The following is a 25,596-nucleotide window of genomic DNA, read 5'->3' as shown; positions in this document are numbered from 1 at the left end:
CCCTGGGCCGCGCGCTGCCCGATGCACAGCGCGCCCAGGCCTTGCTGATGCAGGCGCGTGCCCATTGGCAGATGGGTGCGCTCTGGCAGGTCTATCTGCCGGCGCTGGAAGTGGGTCGGCTCGGACGGCTCAGCGGCAACGCCCGCACCGAGGTCGACGGTCTGACCCTGGCCGCGTTTGCGCTGGCCGAGCTGGGCCTGGCCGACGAGGCCAGGCCGATCAGCCTGGAGGCCCTGGCCGCCGCCGGCGACTCGGCCGAGCTGCTGCCGCGCACGCTCAGCTGCGCCGCCCATGTGCACGCCCGCCTCGGCGATGTCAGCCATGCCGAGCTGATGCATATGCGGGCCATCTCGCTGGCCCGCGAGTCGCACGACGCCAATCTGCTGGCGCTGGCCTTCATCAACCTGCTGCTGTCGCTGGGCCAGGCCTACGAGGAATTGCTGCACGGCCGCGGCGAAGCGGCCGCGCAGATCGCGCTGGTCCACGCGCCGCGCTTCCTGGCCCAGGCCAGCGGCCTGCTGGCCGATGAACGCCTGCCGGCCACCGCACTAGCCGGCCTGCAGCTCGCCGCCGGGCATCTGGCCCTGCTGTGCGGCCGCCTGGAGCAGGCCGAGCCCTGGCTGGCGGCCGCCCACCGCCAGTACAGCGAGCAAGGCACCGGCTACAACCGCCTGGCCGCCGAGCACAGCCTGGCCGAGATGGCGCTNGGCCGATGAACGCCTGCCGGCCACCGCACTAGCCGGCCTGCAGCTCGCCGCCGGGCATCTGGCCCTGCTGTGCGGCCGCCTGGAGCAGGCCGAGCCCTGGCTGGCGGCCGCCCACCGCCAGTACAGCGAGCAAGGCACCGGCTACAACCGCCTGGCCGCCGAGCACAGCCTGGCCGAGATGGCGCTGCGCCAGGGCCGGCCGGCCGAGGGCCTGAGCTGGCTGGACGGGCTGCTGGCGCCCCAGCCCGGCCACGGCAGCTTCAGCCTGCGGCTGCCGGCCTTGCGCACCGCGCTGGCCTGCCTGCGAGCGCTGGGCCGCAGCGAGGCCGCGCAGGCCGTGGCGCAGGAGCTGGACGAAGCGTTGCGCGCCCGCCAGGCCATGCGCGAGCAGGCGTTGGGCGTGCTGCACCGGCCCGAGCTGCCCTGATCGCGGCACGGACCTGGCGCCGTGGTGGAGAATGCCGGCCATGGCTTTCCGACCCCTCCCCCTCCCCGCCGGCGTGGCCGGCCAGCTCTGGCTGCAATCGATGCCCGGCCGCCTGGAGTCCTTCGGCAGCTTTCTCGACGAGGCGCGCGCCCGCAGCCTCAGCCTGGTGGTCTGTCTCAATCCGCTCGAAGAAGTGGCCCAGCTCTCGCCGGCCTATCACAAGGCGATTGCCGAGGGCCGGCTGCCGTTTCGCTGGCAGCATCTGCCGATGCGCGATTTCGGCCTGGGCGCCGACCCGAGCGCCTTCGCCAAGGGCGTGGAGCTGCTGCAGCACAGCCTGGTGCTCGGCGACCGCGCGCTGCTGCACTGCGCGGCCGGCATCGGCCGCACCGGCACGGTGGCGGCCTGCGTGCTGAAGGCGCTGGGCCTGACGACCGAGCAGGCGCTGGCGGCGGTGCGCGCGGCCGGCTCCAACCCGCAGTCGGCCTTGCAATCGGGTTGGATCGAGCAGTTCTGATGCAGGTGCTGCATGCCGACGCGGGGCTGATCGTCGTCAACAAGCCCGCCGGCCTGCTGTCGGTGCCCGGCCGCGGCGCGGACAAGCAGGACTGCGCGGTCCACCGGCTGCAGCAAAGCTTCCCCGACGCGCTGACCGTGCACCGGCTCGATATGGCGACCTCGGGCCTGCTGCTGTTCGCGCGTGGCGCGGCGATGCAGCGCGCGCTGAGCCTGGACTTCGCCGAGCGCCGCGTCGCCAAGCGCTATATCGCACTGTTGCAGGGTCGGCTCGACACCGGCGGCGCCTGGGCCGAGATCGACCTGCCGTTGAGCGCCGACTGGCCGAACCGGCCGCGCCAGCAGGTCGACGCCCAGACCGGCAAGCCCTCGCTGACACGCTACCGCAGCCTCGCGCACGACGGCGGCCAGACGCGGGTCGAGCTCGAGCCCATCACCGGCCGCTCGCACCAGCTGCGCGTGCACATGCTGGCGCTGGGCCATCCCATCGTCGGCGACACCCTCTACGACGGCCCGCCCGCCCCCAGACTGTTTCTGCATGCCTGCCATCTGGCGCTGTCCGCGCGCGCGCTCAGCCTCGATTGCCCACCGGAGTTCTGATACCTCATGAGCGCCCTGCATTCCCCCGCCGCCGACCGCAACAAGCAGCCCATCCTCGACGCCCTGCTGACGCTGCTGCCGCCCAGCGGCACCGCACTGGAGATCGCCAGCGGCAGCGGCCAGCATGCGGCCCATTTCGCCGCCGCCTTGCCGCGCTGGCACTGGCTAGCCTCCGATCCCAGACCCGAGGCGCTGAGCTCGATCCGGGCGTTGCGGCCCGAAGGCCCGGAACCACTGCCCCTCGATGTCCTGCAAGAGCCCTGGCCGCTGCCGCCCGGGCTACCCCCGCTGGATGCGATCTTCTGCGCGAACATGCTGCATGTATCGCCATGGCCCGCCTGCTGCGCGGCCCTGATGCAGGGCGCCGCCCGCCATCTGCGCCCGGACGGACTGCTGCTGATCTACGGCCCCTTCGTGGTGCCGGGTCTTGCCACCGCGGCCAGCAACCTCGCCTTCGATGCCGATCTGCGCGCGCGCGATCCGGCCTGGGGCCTGCGCAATCTCGAGGCCGTGCAGCAGCAGGCCGACGAAGCCGGGCTGGGCCTGCGGGAGTACCGCTCGCTGCCGGCCAACAATCTGCTTTTGATCTTCAACCGGAACCCTCAGCCATGAAGCTCTACATCATCACCGGCGCCTCGCGCGGCATGGGCGAGGCCATCGCCCGCCAGCTGATCTCGCCCGAGCATCTTGTCATCGGCATCTCGCGCCGCCGCAGCGCCAGCCTGGCCGCCGGGCCCGGCCTGGAGCAATGGGAGCAGGACCTGGCCGAGCCGCTGGACGCGGCCGAGCGCCTGCAGGCCTGGCTGGCGGTGCAAGACCCGGCCCGCTTCAGCCACGCCGCCCTGATCAACAACGCCGGTGTGATCACGCCGCCCGGGCCGATCGATGCGGTGCCGCTGGCCGAGCTGTCGAGCGCGCTGCGTGTCGGGCTGGAGGCCACGCTGCTGCTGTCCAGCGCCTTCTTGCGCGCCACGCGGCACTGGGCGGCGGATAAGCGGCTGCTGAACATCTCCTCCGGCCTGGGCCGCCGGGCCATGGCCGGCAGCGCGCCCTACTGTGCGGCCAAGGCCGGCATGGACAATCTGTCGCGCGCGATCGCGCTGGACGAGGCCGGGCGCGAGCACGGGGCCCGCGTCGTGTCCTTGGCGCCGGGCATCATCGACACCGAGATGCAGAGCCAGCTGCGCGCCGGCGACCCGGCCGCCTTCCCCGACCAGCCGCGCTTTGCCGCCTTCAAGACCGAGGGCCAGCTCGACAGCCCCGAGGCTGCCGCCGCCAAGGTGCTGCGCTATCTGGCGCGCGCCGATTTCGGCAGCACGGTGCTGGCCGATGTGCGGGATGCCTGAGCAGGGCCGGTTCAGGTCTTGAACACCGCGACCGCCTGACCCAGGCTCTCGGCCTGCAGCCGCAGACTCTCGGCAGCGGCGGCCGATTCCTCGACCAGGGCCGCGTTCTGCTGGGTCACCTGGTCCATCTGCATCACCGCATCGCTGACCTGGTCGATGCCCTGGCTCTGCTCCTTGCTGGCCATGCTGATCTCGGAGATCAGCGTCGTGACGCTCTGCACCTGGGCCAGCAGATCGGTCATGGTGCGGCCGGCGTCCTGCACCTGGGCCGAGCCGGCCTCGACGCGCGCGGCGCTGGCCGAGATCAGCTGCTTGATCTCCTTGGCCGCATCGGCCGAGCGGCCGGCCAGCGTGCGCACCTCGCCGGCCACGACCGCGAAGCCGCGGCCCTGCTCGCCGGCCCGCGCGGCTTCGACGGCCGCATTCAGCGCCAGGATATTGGTCTGGAAGGCGATGCCGTCGATCACACCGATGATGTCGCCGATCTTGCGCGACTGCTCGCTGATGCCCTCCATGGTCTGCACCACGCCCTGCACCGCCGCGCCACCGCGCTGGGCCACGGCCGAGGCGCTGTCGGCCAGCCGGCTGGCTTCGGCGGCGGTGCTGGAGTTCTGCTTGACGGTCGAGGTCAGCTGCTCCATCGAGGCCGCCGTCTCCTCCAGGCTGCTGGCCTGCTCTTCGGTGCGCTGGCTCAGGTCCATGCTGCCACGGGCGATCTCGGACGAACCGCTGGTGATCGATTCGGCGCAGTCGCGCACCTGGGAGACCATGGCCAGCAGGCTGGTATTCATGGTCTTCAACGCGCTCATCAGTTGGGCGGTCTCATCCTTGCCCTCGACCTCGATCTGGGTGCGCAGATCGCCGCCGGCCACGGCGGTGGCCACCTGCACTGCGGCCGACAGCGGCCGGGTGATCGAGCGCACGATCAGCCAGGCGCCCCAGGCGGCGGCGCTCAGCACCAGCGCAAAGATCAGCAGGCTGCGCCAGATCATCGTGTTGAAGGCCTGCTGGCTGGCCTCGTAGTCGGACTCGGCCACCTTGAGCTGCAGCTCGGTCAGTGCCAGCAGGATCTCGGCCACCGGATCGATGGCCGGATACATCTGCTCGGCGGCATAGGCCGCCATGCCGGGCTTGTCGCCCGCGCGTGCCAGAGCCAGCAGACGCTGGCCGGCCACATCGGCGAGCTTCATGCTGGCCTCGGCTTTGCGCACCAGCTCGGCCTCCTCGGCCGTCAGCCGGGTCGCGGTATAGGCCTTCCAGTTCTTGACGATGATCTGGTGGTTGTCCTCGATGGTCTTGACGGTGGCCGGCGGGGACAGCGCGCCGTCGCGCATCTTGTGGGCCGCGTCCACATAGCCCACCGCATAGGCATCGGCCACCAGCTTGAGCTGCTTCAGCGGCACCACCCGGTCATGGTAGGTGGCGCCAAGCCGCTGGTTGGCCTCATGCAGGCGCAGCAGGCTGTTGCCCACCGAAGCCGCCAGCAAGAAAAGCATCAGGGCCACCAGGGCAGCGAGCCGGGCGCGTATGCTGATCGCATTCATGGCGTGGACCTTCTGGACCGGACGCGCGTAGTTTGGTTTTGCTGTCGCGCCCAGCGGCCATCCCTGTGATGATTATCGGCCGCCGCAAGGCATACTGGACCCCTGCTTCCGGGGGCCGGACTTGAAACAACGCACCAAGCCCCCAGCTACAAACCGTTTCTACAGGAGATATTGCGTGAAATCACTTGCCTTGTGCACCGTTATCGCCGCACTGAGCCTCAGCCTGGTGGCCGCCGACGTGCAGGCCAAGCGCCTGGGTGGTGGTGGCATGAAGCGCAGCGTGCCGACCCAGCCGGCCAAGCCGGCGACGCCGCCGCAAAACGCGCCAGCCCAGCAACAGAATGCGGCGCCGCAGCAGGCCGCAGCACCGACAGCGGGTGCGACCGCCGGCGCCGCTGCCGCGCCCAAGCGCTCGTGGATGGGCCCGGTGGCCGGTCTGGCAGCCGGCCTGGGTCTGGCCGCGCTGGCCAGCCATTTCGGCTTCGGCGAGGCCCTGGCCAATATCATGACCATGGTGCTGCTGGGCCTGGTGGTGATGGTGGTGATCGGCTTCGTGATGCGCCGCATGGCTGCCAAGAAGGCTGCGTCGCAAGGCCTGCAGTTTGCCGGCGCTGGCGCGCCCTTTGGCCAGGCCCCGGCACCGCTGATGCCCGCGCCGATGGCGATGCCGGCCGGCGGTTCGGCCCCGGTTGCCGCTGCGCCGGTTTCGGATTTCGACACCAGCGGTTTCGAGCAGATCGCCAAGCGCGTCTTCATCCGCATGCAGGCGGCCAATGACGCCGGCGACCAGAACGATCTGCGCCGCTTCACAACGCCCGAGATGTATGCCTCGATCCAGCAGGAACTACTGGATCGCAAGGGCACGCAGCGCACCGATGTGCTGGAGCTGCAGGCCCAGGTGGTCGAGCGGGTCGAGGAGCGCGGCGAGCAGATCGTCAGCGTGCGTTTCTCGGGCCTGATCCGCGAGCAGAGCGAGGCCGCCGCCCAGCCCTTCGATGAGGTCTGGCATCTGGTGCGTCCGCTGGACGAGAGCCGTGAATGGGCGATCGCGGGCATTCAAGCGATGGCCTGATACAGACCCGCACCGACCCGAAGCAATTCGGGCGCCGCCTCGAGACCCTGGCCGATGATGGCCACGGGACGAGGCGGTTTTCTTTTGCCGCCTCTTCTGATCGACCGATCAGCCGACCAGATTGGCCAGCGTCAGCAGGGCCAGCAGCAGCATCCACAGCACGACCGAGCGCCAGACTAGGCCGACCACGCTTTGCAGATGGCCCAGCTGCGGCAGCTGGCCGGGCGTCGAGCCATCGGCGCGGGTGGCCTCGGCATCGCTGCCGGCCTCGAAAGTCTTGCTGCGGTCGGGCGTGATGCCCGGCGCGGCCGAGCCGCCCAGCTGCACGCCCAGAGCGCCGGCGGCCGAGGCCAGGATGATGCCCTCGTTGGGATGCAGCCAGAGCTTGGCATCGCGACGCCAGCCGTTCACCGCCTCCTCGAAATTGCCGACGATGGCAAAGCCGGTGGCGGTCAGGCGCGCCGGCAGGTAGTCGACCCAGCCGAACAGCTGGCGCGACAGCTGCATGAGGCGCTCATTGGTCGGCGCATCCAGGGTTCGGCTCTTGAAGGCCCAGTAGCGGCTGGCGAACTCGGCCATGCGGTAGAGCACCGCGCCGGCCGGCCCCAGCGCCACCGTCGACAGCACGACGAACCAGAAGAACACGCCGAACACATGGCGATGCGCGGCCAGCAGCGAGTGCTCGATCGCATGGCGCAGCAGCTCGGTGCGCGGCAGCTCGCTGGCGTCCAGATGGCGCCATTCGGCCAGCAGGCGGCGCGCCTCCAGCTCGTCGCCACGCTCCAGCGCGTCGCGGATGTCGGTGAAGTAATGGCTGAACTGCCGGAAGCCCAGGGTCAGGTAGAGCATCAGCACGTTGAAGGCCAGCGCCAGCAGCACGCTGAAGTGGCTCAGCGCGATATAGATCAGCGCGGTGAGCACGGCCGGACCGAGCACGGTGATGGCCCAGACCACGCCGGCGTGGTGGTCGCGTCCCGCGTCGAAGTTGCGACCGGTCCAGCGGACCCAGGCAATGATGGTGTGATGGACCCGGTTGCCATGGGGCAAGGGCTTGAGCTGTTCGCAGATCAGCGCGAACAAGACCGCAAAGAAGTTCATGGCCCGGGATGATAGCGGCGGATGGTGCGCCTCAAGCCCGGATCAGGCGATCAGCAAGCGATAGAGATTGCGCAACATCGCCGCTGTGGCGCCCCAGATGAAATAGTCGTGCGTCTGGCCTGTGCTGTCGGGGCCACGCCAGGGCATGGACAGGAACTGACGCTGCCCACCCTCGAAGCTGAAGAGATGGCGCTGATGATGGGCCGGCGTCATCAGAAACTGCAGCGGCACCTCGAAGGCCTCGGCCACCTCGAACGCGTCGAGCGTGAGTTCGAAGCCGGGCCGCACCAGCGCGACCACCGGCGTGACCTGGAAGGCCGTCACCGTCGTGTAGATCGGCAGCTCACCGATGATCTCGATGTGCTCGCGCGCCAGGCCGATCTCCTCCTCGGTCTCGCGCAAGGCGGTGGCCACCGCGCTGCCATCCTCGGGCTCGACCCGGCCGCCCGGGAAGCTGATCTGACCGGCGTGCTCGCGCAGATGGGCGGTGCGGCGGGTCAGCAGCAGCGTCAGCCCCTGCTCGTGCATCACCAGCGGCAGCAGCACCGCCGCCGAGGCCGGCGTGCGCGACGCAAAAATGCCGCCATCGCCGGGCAGCTCGGCTTGCCAGGTCGGCGGCATCGCAAAGCGCTGGCGCAGCGCTTGCGGCGTCAGCGCCGAAGCATCGACCGCCGGCAGATGGGCGTCGACGCCCGTCACGGGTACCAACTGGGGATTCAGGATGGGCGGGCGGGACATCGTCAAAGCATAGAGCGCAAATGACAAAGCCGCCCGGAGGCGGCTTTGCTGCAGGAGCCAGGCAATTAAGCCAGCTTCTGCCTGCGTTAACGGCCCGTGCCGGGCCATTAACTTCGGCGGAAATTGGCTTAGGCCAATTTCTCCTTGATACGAGCCGACTTGCCCGAGCGCTGGCGCAGGTAGTACAGCTTGGCGCGGCGCACATCGCCACGACGCTTGACTTCGATCGACGCGATCAGCGGGCTGTACAGCTGGAAGGTACGCTCAACGCCCTCGCCGCTGGAGATCTTGCGCACGATGAAGCTGCTGTTCAGGCCGCGGTTGCGCTTGGCAATCACGACGCCTTCGTAAGCCTGCACGCGCTTGCGCGTGCCTTCAACGACGTTCACGCTGACGATCACCGTGTCGCCGGGGGCGAACGCGGGGATGGTCTTGTTCAGACGAGCAATTTCTTCTTGCTCAAGGGTTTGGATCAAGTCCATTGATTTCTCCTGTGATCATGATGGCGCCAAGGTCGTCAAATCACCAACATGGTGTTCGCGCCGCACAGGCCGAGTGGCCGGTGAATCGCCCATCAGAGGATCGAAAAGCCTACGAGTATAACCGTTTTCGGATAGTTCGCAGCTAGGCGCGTGCCAGACGCTTCAGAAAAGCCTCGTCGCTGCGGCTCAGGCGCCCGGCGGCGCGCGCCGCGACGATCAGATCCGGGCGCCGTTGCTGGGTGATTGCCAGCGAGCGCTCGCGCCGCCAGCGCTTGATCTGCGCATGGTGACCCGACATCAGCACCGCCGGCACCGGCAGATCCTCGACCTGCCCCTCCAGCCCGCGCAGGACCTCGGGCCGGCTGTAGTGGGGACAGTCCAGCAGACCGTCGGAAAAACTGTCCTGCTGGTGCGAGGCCGCGTCGTTGAGCACTCCGTCCTGCAGACGGGCAATGCCATCAAGCAAGGCCAGCGCGGGCAACTCGCCGCCGGACAACACGAAGTCGCCCAGGCTCAGCTCCAGCGTCACATGACGGTCCAGGAAGCGTTGATCGATGCCTTCATAGCGGCCGCACAGCAAGACACCGCCCTGCCCTTGGGCCAACTCCTGCATCAGGGCTTGGTCGATGCGTCGACCGGTCGGGCTGAAGTGGATCACCGCCGGCGCCGCCTCACCCCCCTGCGCCTGACGTTGCGCCTTGACCGCCGCCAGCGCGCGCTCCAGCGGCTCGACCAGCATCACCATGCCCGGACCACCACCATAGGGACGGTCATCGACGCGGCGATAGTTGTCGTCGGCGAAATCGCGCAGCTGCCAGAGCCGGACATCGACCTGCCCGCTTTCGAAGGCGCGGCGCGTCACGCCGCTGCTCAGATGCGGCCCGAACAGCTCGGGAAACAGGGTGATCAGGTCAAAGCGCATCGCGCGCCGCCGCAGGGCTTGCGGGGCTCAGTAATCCAGGCCCCAGTCGACCGTGATACGGCGCTGGTCCAGATTCACGTCATCGACAAAGGCCGAGACAAAAGGCACCAGACGCTCCTGGTCGGGCTTGATCGGCGGAGTCAGGCCGGGCGGCGTGATGCGCAGCACGCTGTGCGGGCCGGCGTCGATCAGATCGGCCACCACACCCAGGGTCTCGCCGGCGCGATTGACGACCGTCAGGCCGATCAGATCGACCCAGTAGTATTCGTCGGTATCAACCTTCGGAAAGGTCGAGCGCGAGACAAAGATGCGCGCACCGCGCAGCGCTTCGGCGCCGCTGCGATCGCTGACATCCTGGACATTGGCAACGATGCCGTCGCCATGCTCGCGCACGGACAGCACCTTCAACACCGGCGGCAGGGCGCGGGCCTTGGCGGCCACTGCTGCAGCCGGCTTGTTGTTCTCTTCGCTTGGTTTCAGACACCAGCGCCGAGAGGAAAACAGGGCCTGGGGGTCATTGGAGTAGGCCAGGACCTTGATCCAGCCTTTGACACCCCAGGCGTCGAGCACGCGCCCGATCTCGATGGCGTCATCCGGCCAGGCCAGCTCGTTGGAGCCGGCGGCGGATGCGCGAGAGGTCTCGGACACCATGCTCATTCACTCACTCAGGCCGCGACGGCAGCCGGGGTGGCCTTCTTGGCCTGGTCGACCAGACGGGCGACGGTGGGCGACAGCTGGGCGCCGACACCGACCCAGTAGTTGACGCGGTCCACGGCCACGCGCAGCGGCTCGGCAGCACCGGAGGCGACGGGGTTGTAGAAACCCACGCGCTCGATGAAGCGGCCGTCACGGCGCTGTTGGCTGTTAGCCACGACGATGTTGTAGAAAGGGCGCTTCTTGGAGCCGCCGCGAGCCAGACGAATCACAACCATGATGTTTCCTAAGATTTAGTGACCAACCGCACGAGGAGACACTCAGGGCGAGCAGATCGTTTGACGGTCCATGCCCCGGAATACCCGGGACCACAGTCCGCCGCATTGATTTCGACACCAGCGCCGTAGATACGCCGACCACATCAAGGCGCCCCCTGAGAGAACACCATCGCTGCACCCGACCGTCGCCAGAACCCAGCATTATAAACTCTGGTTTCCAACAAATAGCCCATATGCAATCAGAAAACTCCCAAGCGGCCGCCGGCTTGCTGATACGCCCCAGCACCGAGGCCGATCTGCCGGCCATTCGCGAGATCTATGAAGTGGCCGTGCTGCAAGGCACCGGTACCTTCGAAACCGAGGTGCCCGACCTGGCCGAGATGCGGCGCCGCCGCACCGAGGTGCTCAGCCGCAGCCTGCCCTGGCTGGTCGTCGAGCAGGATGGCCTGGTGCTTGGCTATGCCTATGCCAACTATTTCCGCCCGCGCATGGCCTACCGCTTCTGCCTGGAGGACTCGATCTATCTGCGCCCGGGCCATCAGGGCAAGGGCCTGGGCCGCTTGCTGCTGGCCGAGCTGATCGCCCGCTGCGAGGCCGCCGGCGCGCGCCAGATGCTGGCCGTCATCGGCGACTCGGAAAACAAGGGCTCGATCGGTGTGCACAGCGCGCTGGGCTTCGAGCACAGCGGCGTGCTGAAAAGTGCGGGCTGGAAGTTCGGCCGCTGGCTGGACGTGGTGATGATGCAGCGCCAGCTCGGCCAGGGTGACCAGAGCAGCCCGGAGCCTCAGTGACGCCCTACAAATCCAAGACCCTGGCCACCTGGCTGGCCCTGCTGCTGGGCAGCTTCGGCCTGCATCGCTTCTATCTGCACGGCTTCGGTGATCGCCTGGCCTGGCTACACCCGCTACCGACCCTGCTGGGGCTGTACGGCCTGCAGCGCATGGATCAGCTCGGCCAGGACGACCGCCTGAGCTGGCTGCTGATGCCCTTGCTGGGCCTGATGCTGGTCAACGCGATGATCTGCGGCATCGTCTACGGCCTGACCCCCGACGAAAAGTGGGACGCCGGGCACAACCCCGGTGCCGCGCCACGCGCCACCGGCTGGGGCCCGGTGATCGGCGTCGTGGCCTGCGTGCTGCTCGGCGGCACCAGCCTGATGACGACCATCGCCTTCAGCGCACAACGGTATTTCGAGAGCCAGGTTGAGACACCGCAGTGACCCGACCAGAAGAAACGGGCCCTCAGGCCCGTTTCTCTATCAAAGTACCCTGCCAGTCAGAACAAGGTGAAGCTCAACCAGTAGCAGATGCCGGCCACAAAGGCCGAGGCCGGTATCGTGAAGATCCAGGCCCAGACGATATTGCCGGCCACGCCCCAGCGCACCGCCGACATGCGCTGCACCGAGCCCACGCCGACGATGGCGCCGGTGATGGTGTGGGTGGTCGAGACCGGGATGCCCAGTGCCGTTGCCAGGAACAGCGTCAGCGCGCCGCCGGTCTCCGCGCAGAAGCCGCCCACCGGCTTGAGCTTGGTGATCTTCTGACCCATGGTCTTGACGATGCGCCAGCCGCCGAACATGGTGCCCACACCGATGGCGATGTAGCAGATCCACACCACCCAGCCCGGCGGCGAGGTTTCCGTGGCGGCCAGATAACCCGAGGCCACCAGCAGCATCCAGATCAGGCCGATGGTCTTCTGCGCATCGTTGCCGCCGTGGCCCAGGCTGTAGAGCCCGGCGGACACCAGTTGCAGGCGGCGAAACCATTTGTCCACCCGCAGCGGCGAGGCACGCTTGAACAGATGCGCCACCACCACCATCATCAGCGAGCCCAGCATGAAGCCCAGCAGCGGCGAGACAAAGATGAAGAGCACCGTCTTGCCCACGCCGGTGGCGATCAGCGCCCCGGTGCCAGCCTTGGCAATCACCGCACCGACGATGCCGCCGATCAGCGCATGCGAAGAGCTCGACGGGATGCCGTAGTACCAGGTGACCACGTTCCACACAATGGCGCCGATCAGCGCACCGAAGACCACATGGTGGTCCACGATGCCCGGCTCGACAATGCCCTTGCCCACGGTCTTGGCGACCGCGTAGTGGAAAACGAAGACGGCGACGAAGTTGAAGAAGGCCGCGAACAAGACCGCATGCTGGGGCTTGAGCACGCCGGTGGACACCACCGTGGCGATCGAGTTGGCAGCATCGTGAAAGCCATTCATGAAGTCGAACGCCACGGCCAGGATGACCAGCATGGCGACGACCCAAAAGGCGACCTGCATTGATTCCATGACAGGCTCGCGCGCTCAGGAATTCTCGAGGACGATGCCCTCGATCAGGTTGGCCACATCCTCGCAGCGGTCGGAGATCGACTCGAGCTGCTCATAGATCGCCTTCAGCTTGATCAGCTCGCGCACATCTTCCTGCTCGCGGAACAGCTTGGACATGGCCGAGCGCATCACGCGGTCGGCGTCCGACTCCAGCTTGTCGATCTCCTCGCAGGTCTTGATCGCGGCCTCGGCCGTCTGCGGCTGGCTCAGCTTGGGCAGCAGCGACACGGCGTACTGCACCCGCTCGCAGCACTTGGCACTCAACTCACCCAGGCGCAACACTTCTTCGGGGATTGAGCGCACGTCATACAGCGACATGGTCTCGGTCGAGTCCTGCAGCAGGTCCAGGATATCGTCCATCGCATTGATCAGGCCGTGGATCTGCTCGCGATCGATCGGCGTGATGAAAGTGCGGTGCAGCAGGCGGTTGACCTCGGCGGTGACGCGGTCGGCATGATGCTCGGCCTTGTCGACCTCGGCGGCGTATTTCTCGCGCAGATTCAGGTCGTTGTAGTTCTGGATCATCAGCATGAAGGCGCGCGCGCCCTCGACGATCTGATCCCCGTGTTCATTGAACAGCTCAAAAAAATTGCCCTCGCGGGGCAGCAGCTTGCCAAACAGCATGAGTTCTCCTTGCGCCGCCGCCCTGCGCATGAGCACATGGACAACGCAATGTCACAAAAAATTCATCACCGCGTCACAAGCGGCAAAGGCAGGAGTGTAACGGCGAGCAGCGCACAAACCGGCGCCGGCCGGTTCAGTCGCCGGGCAGACGCTCCACGCGCTGGCCGGAAACAGCGGCCAAGTGGGGCTGCAAGACACCCAGACCCGGGGCCGTCAAATCAGGGGCGATCTCCAGCAACGGCAGCAGCACGAAGGCGCGCTGGTGCAGACGCGGATGCGGCACGCACAAATGCTCGCTGCGGATCTGCTCGTCGGCGTAGAGCAGCAGGTCCAGATCCAGGGTGCGCGAGGCATTGACAATAGGCCGCTCGCGGCCATGGGCCAGCTCGATGGCCTGCAGACGGCGCAGCAGTTCCTCGGGCGGGAGCGCCGTATCGAGCCTGGCCGCAGCGTTCAGATAGTCCGGGCCGCTGGCATCCACCGGCGCACTCCGATACAGGCTGGAGACCGCCAGCAACTCGGTGTCGGGCAAGGCCGCCAAGGCCTCGAGGGCCAAGGCCAGGGTCCGGGCCGTATCGCCCAGATTCGCGCCCAGCCCGATAAAAGCTGACACACGGGCCGGCCCAGCCAGTGTCATTCAGCAGCAGCCGCTTTGGCAGCCGGCTTGCGGCGCCGGCGGCGCTTCTTGGCCGGGCCGCCATCCAGCGAGACCGGCTCGCTGCCATCGGCCGGCAGGGTCGCCGGCTTGGGCGACGCGGTCTTGCGGGGCAGCTGGTGCACCTTGGCGCCGCCACGGCGCTGCTTGTCGGCCTCGCGCGCCTCGTCCAGCAAGGCAGCGCGCTCGTCGTCGCTGCCCAGCGCAAAGTCTTCCCACCAGTCGGCCAGGGCCGCATCGGTCTCGCCGGCATCGGCGCGCAGGCGCAGGAAGTCGAAGCCGGCGCGGTAGCGCGGCTGCTCGACCAGGGTGTAGACCCCGCTGCCGCTGCGGCGCTCGAAGCGCGGCTGCATCATCCAGATCTCGCGCATATCGGTGGCCAGCTTGCCGCGACCCGAGATGTCGCCAATGCGGGCATCAAACACCGCATCGATGGCCTGGGCCAGCGCCGGCACGGTCGCCTCGCCCTCCTCGCGGATGCGGGTCCAGCGCTCCAGCACCTCGTGCCACAGCATGCAGGCCAGCATGAAGCTGGGCGACACGCCACGGCCCTCGCGCACGCGCAGATCGGTGTCCTCGAAGGCCTGGCGCACAAACGTGCCGCGCACGCCCTCGTACAACTCGCCCTGCTCGTTGAGCATCGCGTCCAAGATAGGGAAGACGCCGCGCGCCAAGCCCTGCTTGCGCAGTTGCTCCAGGCTGGCCAGCGAATGACCGGTCTGCAAGAGCTTGATCATCTCGTCGAACAGGCGCGAGGCCGGCACATTGGCCAGCAGCGCCGCGCAGGCCTTGACCGGCGCACGCGTCTTGGGCTCCAGCTCGAAGCCCAGCTTGGCCGCGAAGCGCACCGCACGGATGATGCGCACCGGGTCTTCGCGATAGCGCGCCTCCGGGTCGCCAATCATGCGCAGCACGCGCTTCTTCGCATCGGCCAGGCCGCCGTGGTAGTCGACCACCAGTTGGCGCTGCGGGTCGTAATACAGCGCGTTGACGGTGAAGTCGCGGCGCGCGGCGTCCTCGACCTGGGGGCCCCAGACGTTGTCGCGCAAGACCCGACCCTCGGCGTCCACCACATGGGACTTGCCGGCGAGCTCGCTCTTGGAGGTCTTCTCGTTGCCGCTGACCTGCTCGGCGCTCTCATTGGCCAGCAGGGCGCGGAAAGTCGAGACCTCGATCACCTCATGCTCGCGGCCACGGCCGTAAACCACATGGACGATGCGAAAGCGCCGGCCGATGATAAAGGCACGCCGGAACAGGCCCTTGACCTCCTCGGGCGTGGCATTGGTCGCGACGTCGAAGTCCTTGGGACGCATACCCAGCAGCAGATCGCGCACCGCGCCGCCGACGATATAGGCCTCGAAACCCGCATCCGTGAGGGTCTGCACGACGCGCACCGCGCGCTCGTCCAGCAAGCTCGGATCGATGCCGTGATCCGCCACCTGCACCTCGACCCGTTTGCCCAGCACCGAGCCCGGTGCGCTCTTGGCCGGAGCCTTGGCCGAAGGCTTGCCCAGCAGCTTGTCGATGAATTTCTTGATCATGCGAAGAGTTTCAAAAGAGGCCAGCCACGCTGGCCGGCAATCGCTTCCAGCGCCGGCGTCGGATTCGTCGCCACCGGGTGGCTGACGCGCTCAAGCAAGGGCAGATCGTTGACCGAATCGCTGTAGAAGTGGATCTGCTCGAAATCCTGCCATTGTCGCCCCAAGCCGGCCAGCCATTGCTCGACCCGTGTGATCTTGCCGGCCTGGAAGGACGGCACGCCCCGGACCAGGCCACTGAAGCGCCCGTCGTCCTCGCGCTGCAGATCGACCGCGATCAGGTGTTCGACGCCGAAGGCCTCGGCGATCGGCGCGGTGACGAACTCATTGGTGGCGGTGACGATGGCCACAAGATCGCCGGCCTCCTGATGCCGGCGCACCAAGGCCCGCGCCTGCGGCAACAGCTGCGAGGCCATCACCTCGGCCATGAAGCGTTCGCGCGCGGCCAAGGCCTCGGCCAGCGGCCGTGCGCGCCACACCGAGGTCGAGAACTCGATGTACTCATCCAGGTCCAGCCGGCCGGCCTGGTACTGGGCGTAGAACTCGTCATTGCGGGCCCGCCAGGCCTCGCCGTCGGCCCAACCGATGTCGACCATGAAGCCGCCGAAAGCGTGGTCGGAGTCGTTCGGAATCAGGGTTCCGTCCAGATCGAAAAGTGTCAGATTCATGATTGGGAAGAAGGGGTTTGATCGGCCAGCATCTGGCGCAGCAGCGGCACGGTGACCGCGCGCTTGGCCGACAGGGCGAATTCATCGAGACGGTCCAGCAGGCCCATCAGGTGCTTGAGGTCACGGGCGAAGCGGGTCAGCAGATAGTCCATCACCTCGTCCGACAGGAAGATGCCGCGCCGATCGGCTTCGCGACGCAGCGCCGCCCTCACCTCCAGCTCGGACAGCGGTTGCAGCGCGAAGGTCGGGCCCCAGCCGAGCCGGGTGCGCAAATCCTCGCGCAAGACCAGGTCCACCGGTGGCGCGGTGCCGGTGGCCACCACCGCCAGGCCATGAGTGGCCGCCTCGACGAAGAGCTGGAAGGCGGCGTGCTGCTGGCCGGCGTCAAAACGCTGGCAGTCATCCATCAGCAAGAGGCTTGGCTGGCTGGGCAACTCCCAGGGCAGCACGGTGTCGGCGTCGTACCAGCCCACCTGGGCGCCTGCAGCCTGCCAGCGCTGGGCCAGCGCGCGCAGCGCATGGGTCTTGCCGCTGCCCGGGGCGCCCCACAGGAAGACCGGCGGCGCGCCCGCGCCCAGGCTCAGCAAATGAGTCAGCGCGGCGGCATTGCCACCCGGCAGGAAATTGTCAAAGCTGTAAACCGGCTCCGGGCCCAGCGACAGCGGAATCTGTTTCAAAACCAAACCAACACCCTCTCAACCGGTGTAACACCACGCGCCCGGGATTTCCAAATTGGCCGCGATTCTACGGGCCGTCATCAGTGCAGCGGCGGCTCGCCCCTGGCACGCAAGGCCTGCAGGCGCTGGCGCTGCTCGGCCCGGTCGGCCGCATCTGGGCGCAGGCTCAGGTAGCGCTCCAGATCGGCGGCCGCACCACTCCAGTGTTGCAGCGCCTCCAGCACCAGGGCCCGGTCACGCAGCTCCAGCGGCTCCTCGGGCAAGAGCAGCACCAGGCGCTGCTGCACCGCTAGCAAACGTGGCCAGTCGGCCGCGCTGCGGTGGATCTCCTTCAGATTGCGCAGCATGCGCGCCAGCAACTGGCGCGGGCCTAGCGCCTGCAGAAAAAACTCCAGCGGCGGCTCGGCAGCAGCCCCTCGGTAAGGCAGCAATGCCTCCTCGAGCGCCTCGCGCGACAGCGAGCGGCAGGTGAAGGGGTCCAGCACCACCTCGCCCTTCGGCAGGTGCAGGCCGACCAGAAAATGGCCGGGGAAGCCGATGCCGTTGGCGCGCAACCCGATCTGGCCAGCCAGCTCCATATAGATGACGGCCAGCGCAACCGGTATGCCGCGCCGGGTCGCGAGCACCTGGTGGATGAAGCTGTTGCCCGGGGCGTAGTAGTCGTTGACATTGCCGGCAAAGCCCAGCTCGTCATGGAAATAGCGGTTCAGCAAGAGCAGCCGGTGGCTGGGCGCGGCGTCGTCCGGCAACCGCCGGCGCAGGCGCTCGGCCAGCGCGTCGACCTCGGCCAGCACGGCCTGCACGTCCAGGCCCGGGTGCTCGTCCTGGGCTATGCAGGCCGCCGCCTCCAGCAGATTCAGTTCCCCGGCATCGGCCACCAAGGTGGCGAAATGTTCCAGGGCCGAGGGGGCTTGCCAATGTCGGGACAGCGTCATGAATCCGAGTTTATGCACGACGGGCAAACTGGCGCAGATTCAGCCCGCACAGGGCCAGCACACCGAAGTACAGCAGGGCCGATACCGCCAGGCTGGCCGCCATCAGCAAGGCACGCAGCAGTTCACGCTCGCCCAGCGCGATCCAGTCCAGCCGGGTGGCGATCAGATACTGCAAGCCCCCCATCAGCGCACTGGCCAGCAGCACCCGCAGGCCAAAACCCAGCCAGCCGGGTGACGGCGTGTAGCTGCCCAGCTTCACCAGGCCACGCAGCAGCCAGCCTGCATTGACCAACGCGCCCAGACCGATAGACAGGGCCAGCCCGGCCACGCCCAGCAGCGGCACCAGCGCGGCATTCATCAGCTGGGTCAGCACCAGCACGATCACCGCGATGCGCACCGGCGTGCGCATGTCCTGCTTGGCATAGAAGCCGGGCGCCAGCACCTTGATCGCGACCAGACCCATCAGGCCGGCGCCATAGCCCATCACCGCCGTGCTGGTCTGGCCCACATCGAGCGCGGTGAAGGCGCCGCGGTGATAGAGCACGGCCACCATGGGCTCGGCAAACACCAGCAAGGCCACCGCACAAGGCAGGGCCAGCACCACCACCATGCGCAGCCCCCAGTCCAGCATCGCCGAATAGGCTGCCGCTTCGCCACGCCCCTGGGCCGCCGACAGCTGCGGCGTCAGCACCGCACCCAGCGCCACGCCCAGCAAGGCGGTGGGAAATTCCATCAGCCGGTCGGCATAGGTCAGCCAGGACGCCGCACCGGCGCCGACAAAGATGGCGATCTGCAGATTGATGACCAGGGACAGCTGGGCCACGCCGACACCCAGCAGGGCCGGCCCCATCGCACCCAGCACACCCCTGACGCCGGGATGGTGCCAGGCCGTCCGCAGGCGCGCCGGCGACCAGCCCAGGCGCGGCAGCGCGCCGATGCGGCGCAACGCCGGAATCTGCACCAGCAGCTGCAACACGCCGCCGACCATCACGCCGATCGCCAGCGCATAGATGGGCCGCCAGCCCCAGGCCTCCATCTTGGGCAGCAGCAGCCAGGCACAGGCGATCACCGACAGATTCAGCAGCACCGGCGTGGCCGCCGGCACGACGAAGCGCCGCCAGGTATTCAGGATGCCGGCCGACAGCGCGACCAGGGACATGCAGCCGATATAGGGAAACATCCAGCGCGTCATCACGATGGCGGCCTCGCGCCCATCGGCCGGCAGCCCGGCACCGAGCAGCCAGATCAGCAGCGGCGCACCGACGACGCCCAGCACGCAGACCACGATCAGCGCCCAGAGCAGCACCGTGGCCACGGCATCGATCAGGCTGTGCGTCGCCTCATCCCCGTCGGCCGCGCGGGTGCGCGCCAGGATGGGCACGAAAGCCTGGGAAAATGCCCCCTCGGCAAACAGCCGCCGCAGCATGTTCGGGATCCGGAACGCGACCTGGAAGGCATCGGTCAGGCTGGAGGCGCCGAACAGCGCGGCCACCAACTGCTCACGCACCAGGCCCGTGATGCGCGACAACAGGGTCAAAACGGAGATCGTGGAAGCAGCGCGCAGCAGATTCATGAAGGGTTACAGAGCGTGTGGAGGGGCCGAAGCCGGCGCATTATCCGCGCTGCGCTGCAGCACCCGCCTCGATATCGGCACAGAGTCTTTGCCACAGCTTTCACAAAAGTGCTACACTCGCGGTCTTTGCACCATCTGGGTAGATACACAACATGGCAAGCTCTTCCAAAGCCAAAAAGAAAACCGTCCGTCTGGCATCGGGCCGCAAGCGCGCTCGTCAGGACGTGAAGCTGAACGCCGCCAACACGGCGCTGCGCTCCAAATTCCGCACGGTCATCAAGAACGTGCAAAAGGCTGTGATCGCTGGCGACAAGACCAAGGCCGCTGAGCTCTTCAAGACCGCCCAGAACGTGATCGACTCGGTCGCCGACAAGGGCATCTTCCACAAGAACAAGGCAGCTCGCCACAAGAGCCGCCTGTCCGCCAAGATCAAGGCGCTGGCCGCCTGAAAACCAGATCTGGTGCAAAGCAAAAGCCCGCTTCGGCGGGCTTTTTCATGTCCGGCTCGCTTCAGCGGGCTTTTTCATGTCCGGCCCAGACCTGCGCTCGCATGCATCTGCCGCGCGCGCAGCCAGTCCGACACCGCACGCGCCACCCAGGGCGGGTCATCGAGCGGCAGATCATGGCCGGCCTGGGTATGCAGACGCAGCGGCACCCCCCAGGCACGGCTGAGGGACTGCGAGCAGCGCCAGTCGACCAGGGTGTCCGCCTGGCTGCACAGCAGCAGCATCGGCGCATGCGGCCGGCCACGGCTGGCGCGATAGCGCATCGCCGCCAGCAACTGGCGCACGCCATTGCGCATCCCTACCGGATGCTGGCGCTGCAGCGCCACCCAGGACTCCAGCACCGGCTGGGGCTCGGTCACCATGCGCGAGGTCATTTTCAGCACCCTCGCCTCGCGCCAGCGCACCCCCAGCCGCAGCAGGCCCAGGGCCAGCAGCTTCCAGTAATTGGCCGGACGCAGGCGATGGAAGAAGGGGCTGTAGGGACGCAGGCTGGTGTTGATCAGCACCGTGCCGCCGACCTCGTCCGGATAGCGCGAGGCCCAGTCGCATGCCACCATCGCGCCCAGCGACATGGCCAGGAGATGCACCGGCCCGGTCTGCCCGCGACGCGCCAGCTCGGCCCGACAGGCCTCCACCATATCCGGCACACGGCTGGGGCTGGCCTCGCGGTACAGCGCACCGTTGCCGGGCAGGTCCAGGGTCATGACCCGGGCGCCCGGTTGCTGGGCGGTGATTTCCTGGGTGAACACCGCCGGGAAGGTGCCCCAATGGCCGGCCTCGCGGGTCAGTCCACGCAGCAGCACCCAGGTCACAGGCTCGCTCATGACACCCTCCCGCGCCGGTACCAGCGCGTCAACGCACGCTCGCGCTGCTCGGCGCGCTGCTCGGGCCGGGGCAGCCAGCGCTCGGCACCGCTGGCGGCCCGCGACACGAAATCCAGCCAGCTCATATGCCGGCGCAGCACCCGCTGCTGGCGATGGCCGATCAGCGGGTTGAACATGCCTTGGCGCGAGAACATCTGGCGCGGATTCTTCTTGACCCACAGCCAGGAGCCCATCTCCAGAGTCAGCGGCAGCAGCATGCACTCGGGCCGCTCGCAGGCCTGCAGATACAGATGGTCCCAGAGATCGCCATGGGTCAGGTACTGCCGGCTCTGCGGCTCGAATACATAACGGTGCTGAACATGGGTCTGATCCAGGATCTCGGCCAAGGCATGGATCTCGGGCAGATGCTCGATCGGCACGGCGGTATGGGCAAAGGGAAACCAGATACGGTCGCTCAGGCCGAAGCCCGAATGGCAGTCAACGCTGATCGCGAAGCGGTGGCTCAGCAACTCCTGCCGCACCAGCGCGCACAAGGCCTCGCTCTCGAGCTGCATCGGCGCGCCGGCCGCGCCCCGATACCAGGGCAGATTGGCACTGATGCGCTGGCCACCCAGCATGAAAGGCGCGCCGCCGCTGGCCTCGACCGGCGCATTGCGCATCAGATCGACACCTTGGGGGTTGGCCCGCGTGCCGCGCCAGACGCCGCCGGGATTGACCATGGGCATGAACACCATGCGCAGCGACTCAAGCTGGCGATGCAGGGTCGAATCCCAGCGCAAGCGTGCGACCAGGCTGCCCAGATAAGCCATCACGACCTCGGCACCGATGCGCTCCAAGCCATGCACGCCGCCAAAAATGCCGATGGCCGGCACATCCGGATCGGGGTTGCCGAGGCAAAAAGCCAGCACAGGAAGCCGTCGGCCCGCCACTTCGACATCGCAAAGCTGGCGCTGCTGCAGATAAGGCGCGCCCTGCTCGACAAGGCGTTCCATTTCCAGCAATTCGATCAAGGGGGACGGCTCTACGGCCTGTGTGCTGGACACCCGGGCTTCCAATTGGTGAGGACCTGAAGCATAGACGCCGCAGTTGCGGCCTCGATATACCCAGCACGATTACATCCCGTCACACGATAGACATCAAGTGTGCGTAGCGTGAACAGCACGAAAACCCGTCCCCTGTTGCGATGACACCCAGCCACTCTCTGAAGCTTCGTCCCGCGCTTGCACTGGCCAGTGCCTGTTTATGGGGTTTGATTGAGTTGCTGGCCCTGTGGCGTTCTCGGCACTTGCGCCAGCGATAGGCCGCGTTGCTCAGCCGGCCGGTGGCTTGTCGGGCAGCAGGCAGGCCTCAGCCACTTGCAACTGGTTATCACGCGCGAAGTTCATCACAAAATCCCAGGCCATAGGCTCCAGCGCCTTCAGCTCTTCATTGACGATCACGCATTTGATGCCGTTGATCACGCGCGGCACACAGTAAGGCGAGTAGCCGATGTGGGCACCCGGGCCGCCGCGCGAGCCGCCGGGCCGAAAGCAGGACATGGCGCCGGCCAGCCGCTCGGCCCAGTCGCTGGGGCGAAACGTGCGTCCGTCCAGAGTCAGGCCCTGAATAAAGACTTCGCGCGGTTTGGGGGACTGGCTCATGCGTCTGACAAGGGGTTCAAACCCAGGCACCGAGGAGATGGCTGCGGCGGCCCGGTCTGCCGCGACTCGCGGCAAGAGCGCTATTGTGCCTCGGATGTGTTGCGCCGCAGCAAGACGGGGGCTTGCAGGCCGCACCAAGGGCGGCAGTTCTGCGCACAAAGCGATGGCTGCGCGAAACAGCCCCCTTAGAATTGTGCACAGGGGCGGCCAGACCGCCCCTGCCTTTCCCAACACCCACCACCGATCCGGAGAGTTGATGAACGCTGTGCCTGCCGTACCGTCCGAGCCGCATGTCATGCAAACCTATGGCCGCCTGCCCGTTGCGCTGTCGCACGGCCAGGGCTGCTGGGTCTGGGACGTCAACGGCCGACGATATCTGGACGGGCTGGGCGGCATCGCGGTCAACACCCTGGGTCATGCTCATCCGAAACTGGTGCCGGCGCTGCAGGAGCAAGTTGCCAAGCTGATCCACACCAGCAACTACTACCATGTGCCGCTGCAGGAACAGCTGGCCGCCAAGCTCTGCGAGCTGTCGGGCCTGAGCAATGCCTTCTTCTGCAACAGCGGCCTGGAAGCCAATGAGGCGGCGCTGAAGATCGCCCGCAAGTTCGGCCATGACCGCGGCAACAGCCGCCCGGAATGCATCGTCTTCGAAGGTGCTTTCCACGGCCGCTCAATCGCGACGCTGTCCGCCACCGCCAACCCCAAGGTGCAGGCCGGCTTCGGCCCGCTGGTCGAGGGTTTTGTGCGGGTGCCGCTGAACAATATCCCGGCGCTGGAAGCCGCGCTGCAGGCGCACCCCAACGTCACCGCGATCTTCCTGGAAACCATCCAGGGCGAAGGCGGCATCAATCCCGCCCGCATCGAGTTCCTGCAGGCGCTGCGCAAGCTCTGCGACCAGCACGACATCCTCTTGATGCTGGACGAGGTGCAATGCGGCATCGGCCGCACCGGCAAGTGGTTTGCCCACCAATGGGCCGGCATCCAGCCGGATGTGATGCCGCTGGCCAAGGGTCTGGGCTCGGGCGTGCCGATCGGCGCCGTGGTCTGCGGGCCACGTGCGGCCAAGGTGCTGCAACCGGGCAATCACGGCACGACCTTCGGCGGCAATCCGCTGGCCATGCGCGCCGGGGTCGAGACCCTGCGCATCATGGAAGAGGAAGGCCTGCTGGCCAATGCGGCCACCGTCGGCGCGGCGCTGAAGGCCGGGCTGGAGCGCGAACTGGCCGGCGTGGCCGGCGTGGTCGAGATCCGCGGCCAGGGCCTGATGCTGGGCATCGAGCTGTCGCGCCCCTGCGGCGTGCTGCTGGGCCAGGCCCTCGAAGCCGGCCTGCTGATCAGCGTGACCGCCGACAAGGTGGTGCGCCTGGTGCCGGCGCTGATCCTCAGCGAGGCCGAGGCGGCGCAGATCGTCGCCCTGCTCTGCCCGCTGATCAAAGCTTTCCTGGCCCAGCCATGAAGCCGGGGATGAGCTTGATGCGCCACTACCTGCAGTTCAAGGACTTCCGGGCCGAGGAGTATGTCTATCTGTTCGAACGCGCCGCACTGATCAAGCGGCGCTTCAAGAACTACGAGCGCTACCAGCCGCTGCAGGACCGCACGCTGGCGATGATCTTCGAGAAGGCCAGCACCCGTACCCGGGTCAGCTTCGAGGCCGGCATGTACCAGATGGGCGGCTCGGTGGTGCACCTGACCACCGGCGACAGCCAGCTGGGCCGGGCCGAGCCTATCGAGGACAGCGCCCGCGTGATCAGCCGCATGGTCGATCTGGTGATGATTCGCACCTACGAGCAGACCAAGATCGAGCGCTTCGCGGCCCACTCGCGGGTACCGGTCATCAACGGCCTGACCAACGAGTACCACCCCTGCCAGATCCTGGCCGATCTGTTCACCTTCATCGAAGCGCGCGGCATGAACCACCGCGGCGTCGTCGATGTCGACTGCCTGAAGGGCCGGGTAGTGGCCTGGGTTGGCGACGGCAACAATATGGCCAACACTTGGCTGCAGGCGGCCGAGATCCTGGGCTTCACGGTCCATGTCAGCACGCCGGGCGGCTACGAGGTCGACCCGGTCGTGGCCGGCATCAAGAACACCGACTGCTACAAGGTCTTCAAGGACCCGATGGACGCCTGCCGCGGCGCCGATCTGGTGACCACCGATGTCTGGACCAGCATGGGTTACGAGGCCGAGAACGAGGCCCGCCGCGCCGCCTTTGCCGACTGGTGCGTCGATGCCGAGATGATGGCCGTCGCCAAGCCCGATGCGCTCTTCATGCACTGCCTGCCGGCGCATCGCGGCGAGGAGGTCGCGGCCGATGTGATCGACGGTCCGCAGTCGGTGGTCTGGGAAGAAGCCGAGAACCGCATGCATGTGCAGAAGGCCCTGATGGAGTACCTGCTGCTGGGCCGCATCGGCTGAGACTCAGCGCGGCTTGATGCTGTCGGCCAGGCTGCCGACCGGGTAGTAGCGCTGGAAGGTCTTCCAGACGATGCCGCTGCGCGAAGCCTTCTCCAGGGCCTCGCGCAGCACCGCACGGTCCTGCTCGCTGACCGAGGTCTTGGAGATGTAGGCACCGCTGTCGACCCAGGGCAGCTCATCGACCGGCTCGTAGCGCAGCCGCTCGATCAGCGGCTTGAAGCGGGCATCGGCCAGCAAGGCCCCGACCAGGATGGACGGCGCCATGATGGTGATGTCGGCCAGACCGGCCTGCAGCATGCGCCCCACCGAGACCGGGTCTACATCGAGAAAAAGCCGCCCCTGGGCACGCAGATCCCTGATCAAGGCCTGGTAGGCTTCGCCGTAATCGAAGCCGCGCACCAGCGCGACCCGCAGCTCCTTGCGCTCGCGCAGCTCCTGCAGGCTGCGCACCGGCGCGCGTTCCGCGTTCAGCGAGATCAGCGTGGCGCGTGCATAGATCAGCGGCACAAAATATCCGAACTCGTCGCGGCGCGGCGTGCGGGCCGCCGGTATCAGCAGATCGGCACGGCCATTCTCGAACATGGCCTCCAGTCGGGCCCGCGGCACCGGAGTAAACAGGAAGCTGCAGCCGGTGATACCGCTCAGCACCTCGTGATAGACCCCGCCGATGCCCTCGTCCGAGACGATCATGCTCAGGCCGACCGGTGCCGCCGGCACCTGCATGGCGCGCGAGCAGTCGGCCAGCGAAGGCGTCGACAGGCCCAAAGCCATGGGCCACAACACGATCCGGCGCAGCAGGCGCCCAAGACTCTCAATCATCACCCAACCC

30 protein-coding genes are annotated in these 25,596 nt (G+C 67.4%); 11 read left to right on the top strand and 19 right to left on the bottom strand.

The window, feature by feature from the left end:
• Positions 1-885 precede the first annotated feature (885 nt).
• From PO768_RS02590 to PO768_RS02570, 5 genes are read left to right on the top strand one after another with little or no spacing between them, the layout of a single operon-like run.
• Positions 886-1,134 (top strand): hypothetical protein, encoded by a 249-nt coding sequence (locus PO768_RS02590; RefSeq protein ID WP_272644771.1) that lies wholly within the window; start codon positions 886-888, stop codon positions 1,132-1,134.
• 40 nt (positions 1,135-1,174) lie between these two features.
• Positions 1,175-1,651: a protein-tyrosine phosphatase family protein gene (locus tag PO768_RS02585; RefSeq protein ID WP_137942392.1), complete on the top strand. Its 477-nt coding sequence runs from the start codon at positions 1,175-1,177 to the stop codon at positions 1,649-1,651.
• On the top strand, positions 1,651-2,250 hold the full coding sequence (locus tag PO768_RS02580; RefSeq protein ID WP_272644770.1) for an RluA family pseudouridine synthase: 600 nt from the start codon (positions 1,651-1,653) through the stop codon (positions 2,248-2,250). Before PO768_RS02585 ends, PO768_RS02580 begins: the two co-directional genes overlap by 1 nt.
• A gap of 6 nt (positions 2,251-2,256) precedes the next feature.
• Entirely contained in the window at positions 2,257-2,862 is a 606-nt protein-coding gene (locus PO768_RS02575; protein ID WP_272644769.1) for a DUF938 domain-containing protein, read from the top strand.
• The gene (locus PO768_RS02570) at positions 2,859-3,596 is read left to right on the top strand and encodes an SDR family NAD(P)-dependent oxidoreductase (RefSeq protein WP_272644768.1); all 738 of its coding nucleotides are present in this window, start codon (positions 2,859-2,861) and stop codon (positions 3,594-3,596) included. Before PO768_RS02575 ends, PO768_RS02570 begins: the two co-directional genes overlap by 4 nt.
• A gap of 11 nt (positions 3,597-3,607) precedes the next feature.
• Here PO768_RS02570 and PO768_RS02565 read toward each other — a convergent pair whose 3' ends face one another.
• On the bottom strand, positions 3,608-5,140 hold the full coding sequence (locus PO768_RS02565; RefSeq protein ID WP_272644767.1) for a methyl-accepting chemotaxis protein: 1,533 nt from the start codon (positions 5,138-5,140) through the stop codon (positions 3,608-3,610).
• Positions 5,141-5,315: 175 nt separating this feature from the next.
• On the opposite strand from PO768_RS02565, the gene PO768_RS02560 reads away from it, so the two are divergent.
• Positions 5,316-6,212: a Tim44 domain-containing protein gene (locus PO768_RS02560; RefSeq protein ID WP_272644766.1), complete on the top strand. Its 897-nt coding sequence runs from the start codon at positions 5,316-5,318 to the stop codon at positions 6,210-6,212.
• A gap of 108 nt (positions 6,213-6,320) precedes the next feature.
• On the opposite strand, the gene PO768_RS02555 is transcribed toward PO768_RS02560, so the two are convergent.
• The 6 genes from PO768_RS02555 to rpsP form a co-directional block, all read right to left on the bottom strand.
• On the bottom strand, positions 6,321-7,310 hold the full coding sequence (locus PO768_RS02555; protein ID WP_272644765.1) for a CobD/CbiB family protein: 990 nt from the start codon (positions 7,308-7,310) through the stop codon (positions 6,321-6,323).
• Between the two features lie 42 nt (positions 7,311-7,352).
• Positions 7,353-8,048: a CoA pyrophosphatase gene (locus tag PO768_RS02550; protein WP_272644764.1), complete on the bottom strand. Its 696-nt coding sequence runs from the start codon at positions 8,046-8,048 to the stop codon at positions 7,353-7,355.
• A gap of 128 nt (positions 8,049-8,176) precedes the next feature.
• Positions 8,177-8,530 (bottom strand): 50S ribosomal protein L19, encoded by a 354-nt coding sequence (gene rplS, locus PO768_RS02545; protein ID WP_089417256.1) that lies wholly within the window; start codon positions 8,528-8,530, stop codon positions 8,177-8,179.
• Positions 8,531-8,672: 142 nt separating this feature from the next.
• Positions 8,673-9,452 carry a tRNA (guanosine(37)-N1)-methyltransferase TrmD gene (gene trmD, locus PO768_RS02540; protein ID WP_272644763.1) on the bottom strand — a complete coding sequence of 260 codons (780 nt, stop codon included), beginning with the start codon at positions 9,450-9,452 and terminating at the stop codon, positions 8,673-8,675.
• Positions 9,453-9,479: 27 nt separating this feature from the next.
• Complete coding sequence (gene rimM, locus PO768_RS02535) at positions 9,480-10,100, bottom strand: ribosome maturation factor RimM (protein WP_272644762.1); 621 nt, start codon at positions 10,098-10,100, stop codon at positions 9,480-9,482.
• A gap of 17 nt (positions 10,101-10,117) precedes the next feature.
• Entirely contained in the window at positions 10,118-10,384 is a 267-nt protein-coding gene (gene rpsP, locus PO768_RS02530; protein WP_137942383.1) for a 30S ribosomal protein S16, read from the bottom strand.
• A 233-nt stretch (positions 10,385-10,617) separates the two neighbouring features.
• On the opposite strand from rpsP, the gene PO768_RS02525 reads away from it, so the two are divergent.
• Both PO768_RS02525 and PO768_RS02520 read left to right on the top strand, forming a co-directional pair.
• A complete protein-coding gene (locus tag PO768_RS02525) occupies positions 10,618-11,175 on the top strand; it encodes a GNAT family N-acetyltransferase (RefSeq protein WP_137942382.1) in 558 nt (185 codons plus the stop codon).
• The gene (locus PO768_RS02520) at positions 11,172-11,603 is read left to right on the top strand and encodes an NINE protein (RefSeq protein ID WP_272644761.1); all 432 of its coding nucleotides are present in this window, start codon (positions 11,172-11,174) and stop codon (positions 11,601-11,603) included. Before PO768_RS02525 ends, PO768_RS02520 begins: the two co-directional genes overlap by 4 nt.
• A gap of 56 nt (positions 11,604-11,659) precedes the next feature.
• Here the strand turns inward: PO768_RS02520 and PO768_RS02515 are convergent, their stop codons facing one another.
• The 8 genes from PO768_RS02515 to murJ form a co-directional block, all read right to left on the bottom strand.
• Positions 11,660-12,670 (bottom strand): inorganic phosphate transporter, encoded by a 1,011-nt coding sequence (locus tag PO768_RS02515; RefSeq protein ID WP_137942380.1) that lies wholly within the window; start codon positions 12,668-12,670, stop codon positions 11,660-11,662.
• A gap of 15 nt (positions 12,671-12,685) precedes the next feature.
• A complete protein-coding gene (locus tag PO768_RS02510; protein WP_137942379.1) occupies positions 12,686-13,333 on the bottom strand; it encodes a DUF47 domain-containing protein in 648 nt (215 codons plus the stop codon).
• Positions 13,334-13,466: 133 nt separating this feature from the next.
• On the bottom strand, positions 13,467-13,946 hold the full coding sequence (gene folK / locus PO768_RS02505; protein WP_272644760.1) for a 2-amino-4-hydroxy-6-hydroxymethyldihydropteridine diphosphokinase: 480 nt from the start codon (positions 13,944-13,946) through the stop codon (positions 13,467-13,469).
• A gap of 20 nt (positions 13,947-13,966) precedes the next feature.
• Complete coding sequence (gene pcnB / locus PO768_RS02500) at positions 13,967-15,529, bottom strand: polynucleotide adenylyltransferase PcnB (protein WP_272644759.1); 1,563 nt, start codon at positions 15,527-15,529, stop codon at positions 13,967-13,969.
• Positions 15,526-16,194, bottom strand: a complete 669-nt coding sequence (locus PO768_RS02495; RefSeq protein WP_272644758.1) for an HAD family hydrolase — start codon at positions 16,192-16,194, stop codon at positions 15,526-15,528. Before PO768_RS02495 ends, pcnB begins: the two co-directional genes overlap by 4 nt.
• A complete protein-coding gene (hda, locus tag PO768_RS02490; RefSeq protein ID WP_272644757.1) occupies positions 16,191-16,871 on the bottom strand; it encodes a DnaA regulatory inactivator Hda in 681 nt (226 codons plus the stop codon). The genes PO768_RS02495 and hda overlap by 4 nt, the downstream gene beginning before the upstream one ends.
• A gap of 80 nt (positions 16,872-16,951) precedes the next feature.
• Complete coding sequence (locus tag PO768_RS02485) at positions 16,952-17,806, bottom strand: SirB1 family protein (protein WP_272644756.1); 855 nt, start codon at positions 17,804-17,806, stop codon at positions 16,952-16,954.
• 10 nt (positions 17,807-17,816) lie between these two features.
• Entirely contained in the window at positions 17,817-19,379 is a 1,563-nt protein-coding gene (gene murJ / locus PO768_RS02480; RefSeq protein ID WP_272644755.1) for a murein biosynthesis integral membrane protein MurJ, read from the bottom strand.
• Positions 19,380-19,531: 152 nt separating this feature from the next.
• On the opposite strand from murJ, the gene rpsT reads away from it, so the two are divergent.
• A complete protein-coding gene (rpsT, locus tag PO768_RS02475; RefSeq protein ID WP_272644754.1) occupies positions 19,532-19,828 on the top strand; it encodes a 30S ribosomal protein S20 in 297 nt (98 codons plus the stop codon).
• 74 nt (positions 19,829-19,902) lie between these two features.
• Here rpsT and PO768_RS02470 read toward each other — a convergent pair whose 3' ends face one another.
• The 3 genes from PO768_RS02470 to PO768_RS02460 form a co-directional block, all read right to left on the bottom strand.
• The gene (locus PO768_RS02470) at positions 19,903-20,709 is read right to left on the bottom strand and encodes an alpha/beta fold hydrolase (RefSeq protein WP_272644753.1); all 807 of its coding nucleotides are present in this window, start codon (positions 20,707-20,709) and stop codon (positions 19,903-19,905) included.
• On the bottom strand, positions 20,706-21,701 hold the full coding sequence (locus PO768_RS02465; protein ID WP_272644752.1) for a M14 family zinc carboxypeptidase: 996 nt from the start codon (positions 21,699-21,701) through the stop codon (positions 20,706-20,708). The genes PO768_RS02470 and PO768_RS02465 overlap by 4 nt, the downstream gene beginning before the upstream one ends.
• A 318-nt stretch (positions 21,702-22,019) precedes the next feature.
• A complete protein-coding gene (locus tag PO768_RS02460; protein ID WP_137942369.1) occupies positions 22,020-22,349 on the bottom strand; it encodes a DUF3579 domain-containing protein in 330 nt (109 codons plus the stop codon).
• A 256-nt stretch (positions 22,350-22,605) separates the two neighbouring features.
• Between PO768_RS02460 and PO768_RS02455 the strand changes: the two genes are divergently transcribed.
• Positions 22,606-23,808: an aspartate aminotransferase family protein gene (locus tag PO768_RS02455; RefSeq protein ID WP_272644751.1), complete on the top strand. Its 1,203-nt coding sequence runs from the start codon at positions 22,606-22,608 to the stop codon at positions 23,806-23,808.
• Positions 23,805-24,767, top strand: a complete 963-nt coding sequence (gene argF, locus PO768_RS02450) for an ornithine carbamoyltransferase (RefSeq protein WP_137942367.1) — start codon at positions 23,805-23,807, stop codon at positions 24,765-24,767. Before PO768_RS02455 ends, argF begins: the two co-directional genes overlap by 4 nt.
• A 3-nt stretch (positions 24,768-24,770) precedes the next feature.
• Here argF and PO768_RS02445 read toward each other — a convergent pair whose 3' ends face one another.
• Positions 24,771-25,586: a substrate-binding periplasmic protein gene (locus PO768_RS02445; protein WP_272644750.1), complete on the bottom strand. Its 816-nt coding sequence runs from the start codon at positions 25,584-25,586 to the stop codon at positions 24,771-24,773.
• Between the last annotated feature and the right edge of the window lie 10 nt (positions 25,587-25,596).

The sequence above is a fragment of the Paucibacter sp. XJ19-41 genome (assembly GCF_028462495.1).
Taxonomy (GTDB): domain Bacteria; phylum Pseudomonadota; class Gammaproteobacteria; order Burkholderiales; family Burkholderiaceae_C; genus Roseateles_E.
Note: the sequence above shows the minus strand (reverse complement) of the source record. Positions and strands in the feature narration are given on the sequence as shown.

Coding starts and splice junctions, on each gene's coding strand:
- PO768_RS02465 (WP_272644752.1), bottom strand. CDS start 21,701: ATGGAACGCCTTGTCGAGCAGGGCGCGCCTTATCTGCAGCAGCGCCAG.
- PO768_RS02565 (WP_272644767.1), bottom strand. CDS start 5,140: ATGAATGCGATCAGCATACGCGCCCGGCTCGCTGCCCTGGTGGCCCTG.
- PO768_RS02570 (WP_272644768.1), top strand. CDS start 2,859: ATGAAGCTCTACATCATCACCGGCGCCTCGCGCGGCATGGGCGAGGCC.
- rpsT (WP_272644754.1), top strand. CDS start 19,532: ATGGCAAGCTCTTCCAAAGCCAAAAAGAAAACCGTCCGTCTGGCATCG.
- PO768_RS02575 (WP_272644769.1), top strand. CDS start 2,257: ATGAGCGCCCTGCATTCCCCCGCCGCCGACCGCAACAAGCAGCCCATC.
- PO768_RS02580 (WP_272644770.1), top strand. CDS start 1,651: ATGCAGGTGCTGCATGCCGACGCGGGGCTGATCGTCGTCAACAAGCCC.
- rplS (WP_089417256.1), bottom strand. CDS start 8,530: ATGGACTTGATCCAAACCCTTGAGCAAGAAGAAATTGCTCGTCTGAAC.
- pcnB (WP_272644759.1), bottom strand. CDS start 15,529: ATGATCAAGAAATTCATCGACAAGCTGCTGGGCAAGCCTTCGGCCAAG.
- PO768_RS02510 (WP_137942379.1), bottom strand. CDS start 13,333: ATGCTGTTTGGCAAGCTGCTGCCCCGCGAGGGCAATTTTTTTGAGCTG.
- PO768_RS02445 (WP_272644750.1), bottom strand. CDS start 25,586: ATGATTGAGAGTCTTGGGCGCCTGCTGCGCCGGATCGTGTTGTGGCCC.
- PO768_RS02550 (WP_272644764.1), bottom strand. CDS start 8,048: ATGTCCCGCCCGCCCATCCTGAATCCCCAGTTGGTACCCGTGACGGGC.
- PO768_RS02585 (WP_137942392.1), top strand. CDS start 1,175: ATGGCTTTCCGACCCCTCCCCCTCCCCGCCGGCGTGGCCGGCCAGCTC.
- PO768_RS02555 (WP_272644765.1), bottom strand. CDS start 7,310: ATGAACTTCTTTGCGGTCTTGTTCGCGCTGATCTGCGAACAGCTCAAG.
- PO768_RS02455 (WP_272644751.1), top strand. CDS start 22,606: ATGAACGCTGTGCCTGCCGTACCGTCCGAGCCGCATGTCATGCAAACC.
- PO768_RS02470 (WP_272644753.1), bottom strand. CDS start 20,709: ATGAGCGAGCCTGTGACCTGGGTGCTGCTGCGTGGACTGACCCGCGAG.
- PO768_RS02590 (WP_272644771.1), top strand. CDS start 886: ATGGCGCTGCGCCAGGGCCGGCCGGCCGAGGGCCTGAGCTGGCTGGAC.
- trmD (WP_272644763.1), bottom strand. CDS start 9,452: ATGCGCTTTGACCTGATCACCCTGTTTCCCGAGCTGTTCGGGCCGCAT.
- argF (WP_137942367.1), top strand. CDS start 23,805: ATGAAGCCGGGGATGAGCTTGATGCGCCACTACCTGCAGTTCAAGGAC.
- murJ (WP_272644755.1), bottom strand. CDS start 19,379: ATGAATCTGCTGCGCGCTGCTTCCACGATCTCCGTTTTGACCCTGTTG.
- PO768_RS02495 (WP_272644758.1), bottom strand. CDS start 16,194: ATGAATCTGACACTTTTCGATCTGGACGGAACCCTGATTCCGAACGAC.
- PO768_RS02515 (WP_137942380.1), bottom strand. CDS start 12,670: ATGGAATCAATGCAGGTCGCCTTTTGGGTCGTCGCCATGCTGGTCATC.
- rpsP (WP_137942383.1), bottom strand. CDS start 10,384: ATGGTTGTGATTCGTCTGGCTCGCGGCGGCTCCAAGAAGCGCCCTTTC.
- PO768_RS02485 (WP_272644756.1), bottom strand. CDS start 17,806: ATGACGCTGTCCCGACATTGGCAAGCCCCCTCGGCCCTGGAACATTTC.
- PO768_RS02460 (WP_137942369.1), bottom strand. CDS start 22,349: ATGAGCCAGTCCCCCAAACCGCGCGAAGTCTTTATTCAGGGCCTGACT.
- PO768_RS02525 (WP_137942382.1), top strand. CDS start 10,618: ATGCAATCAGAAAACTCCCAAGCGGCCGCCGGCTTGCTGATACGCCCC.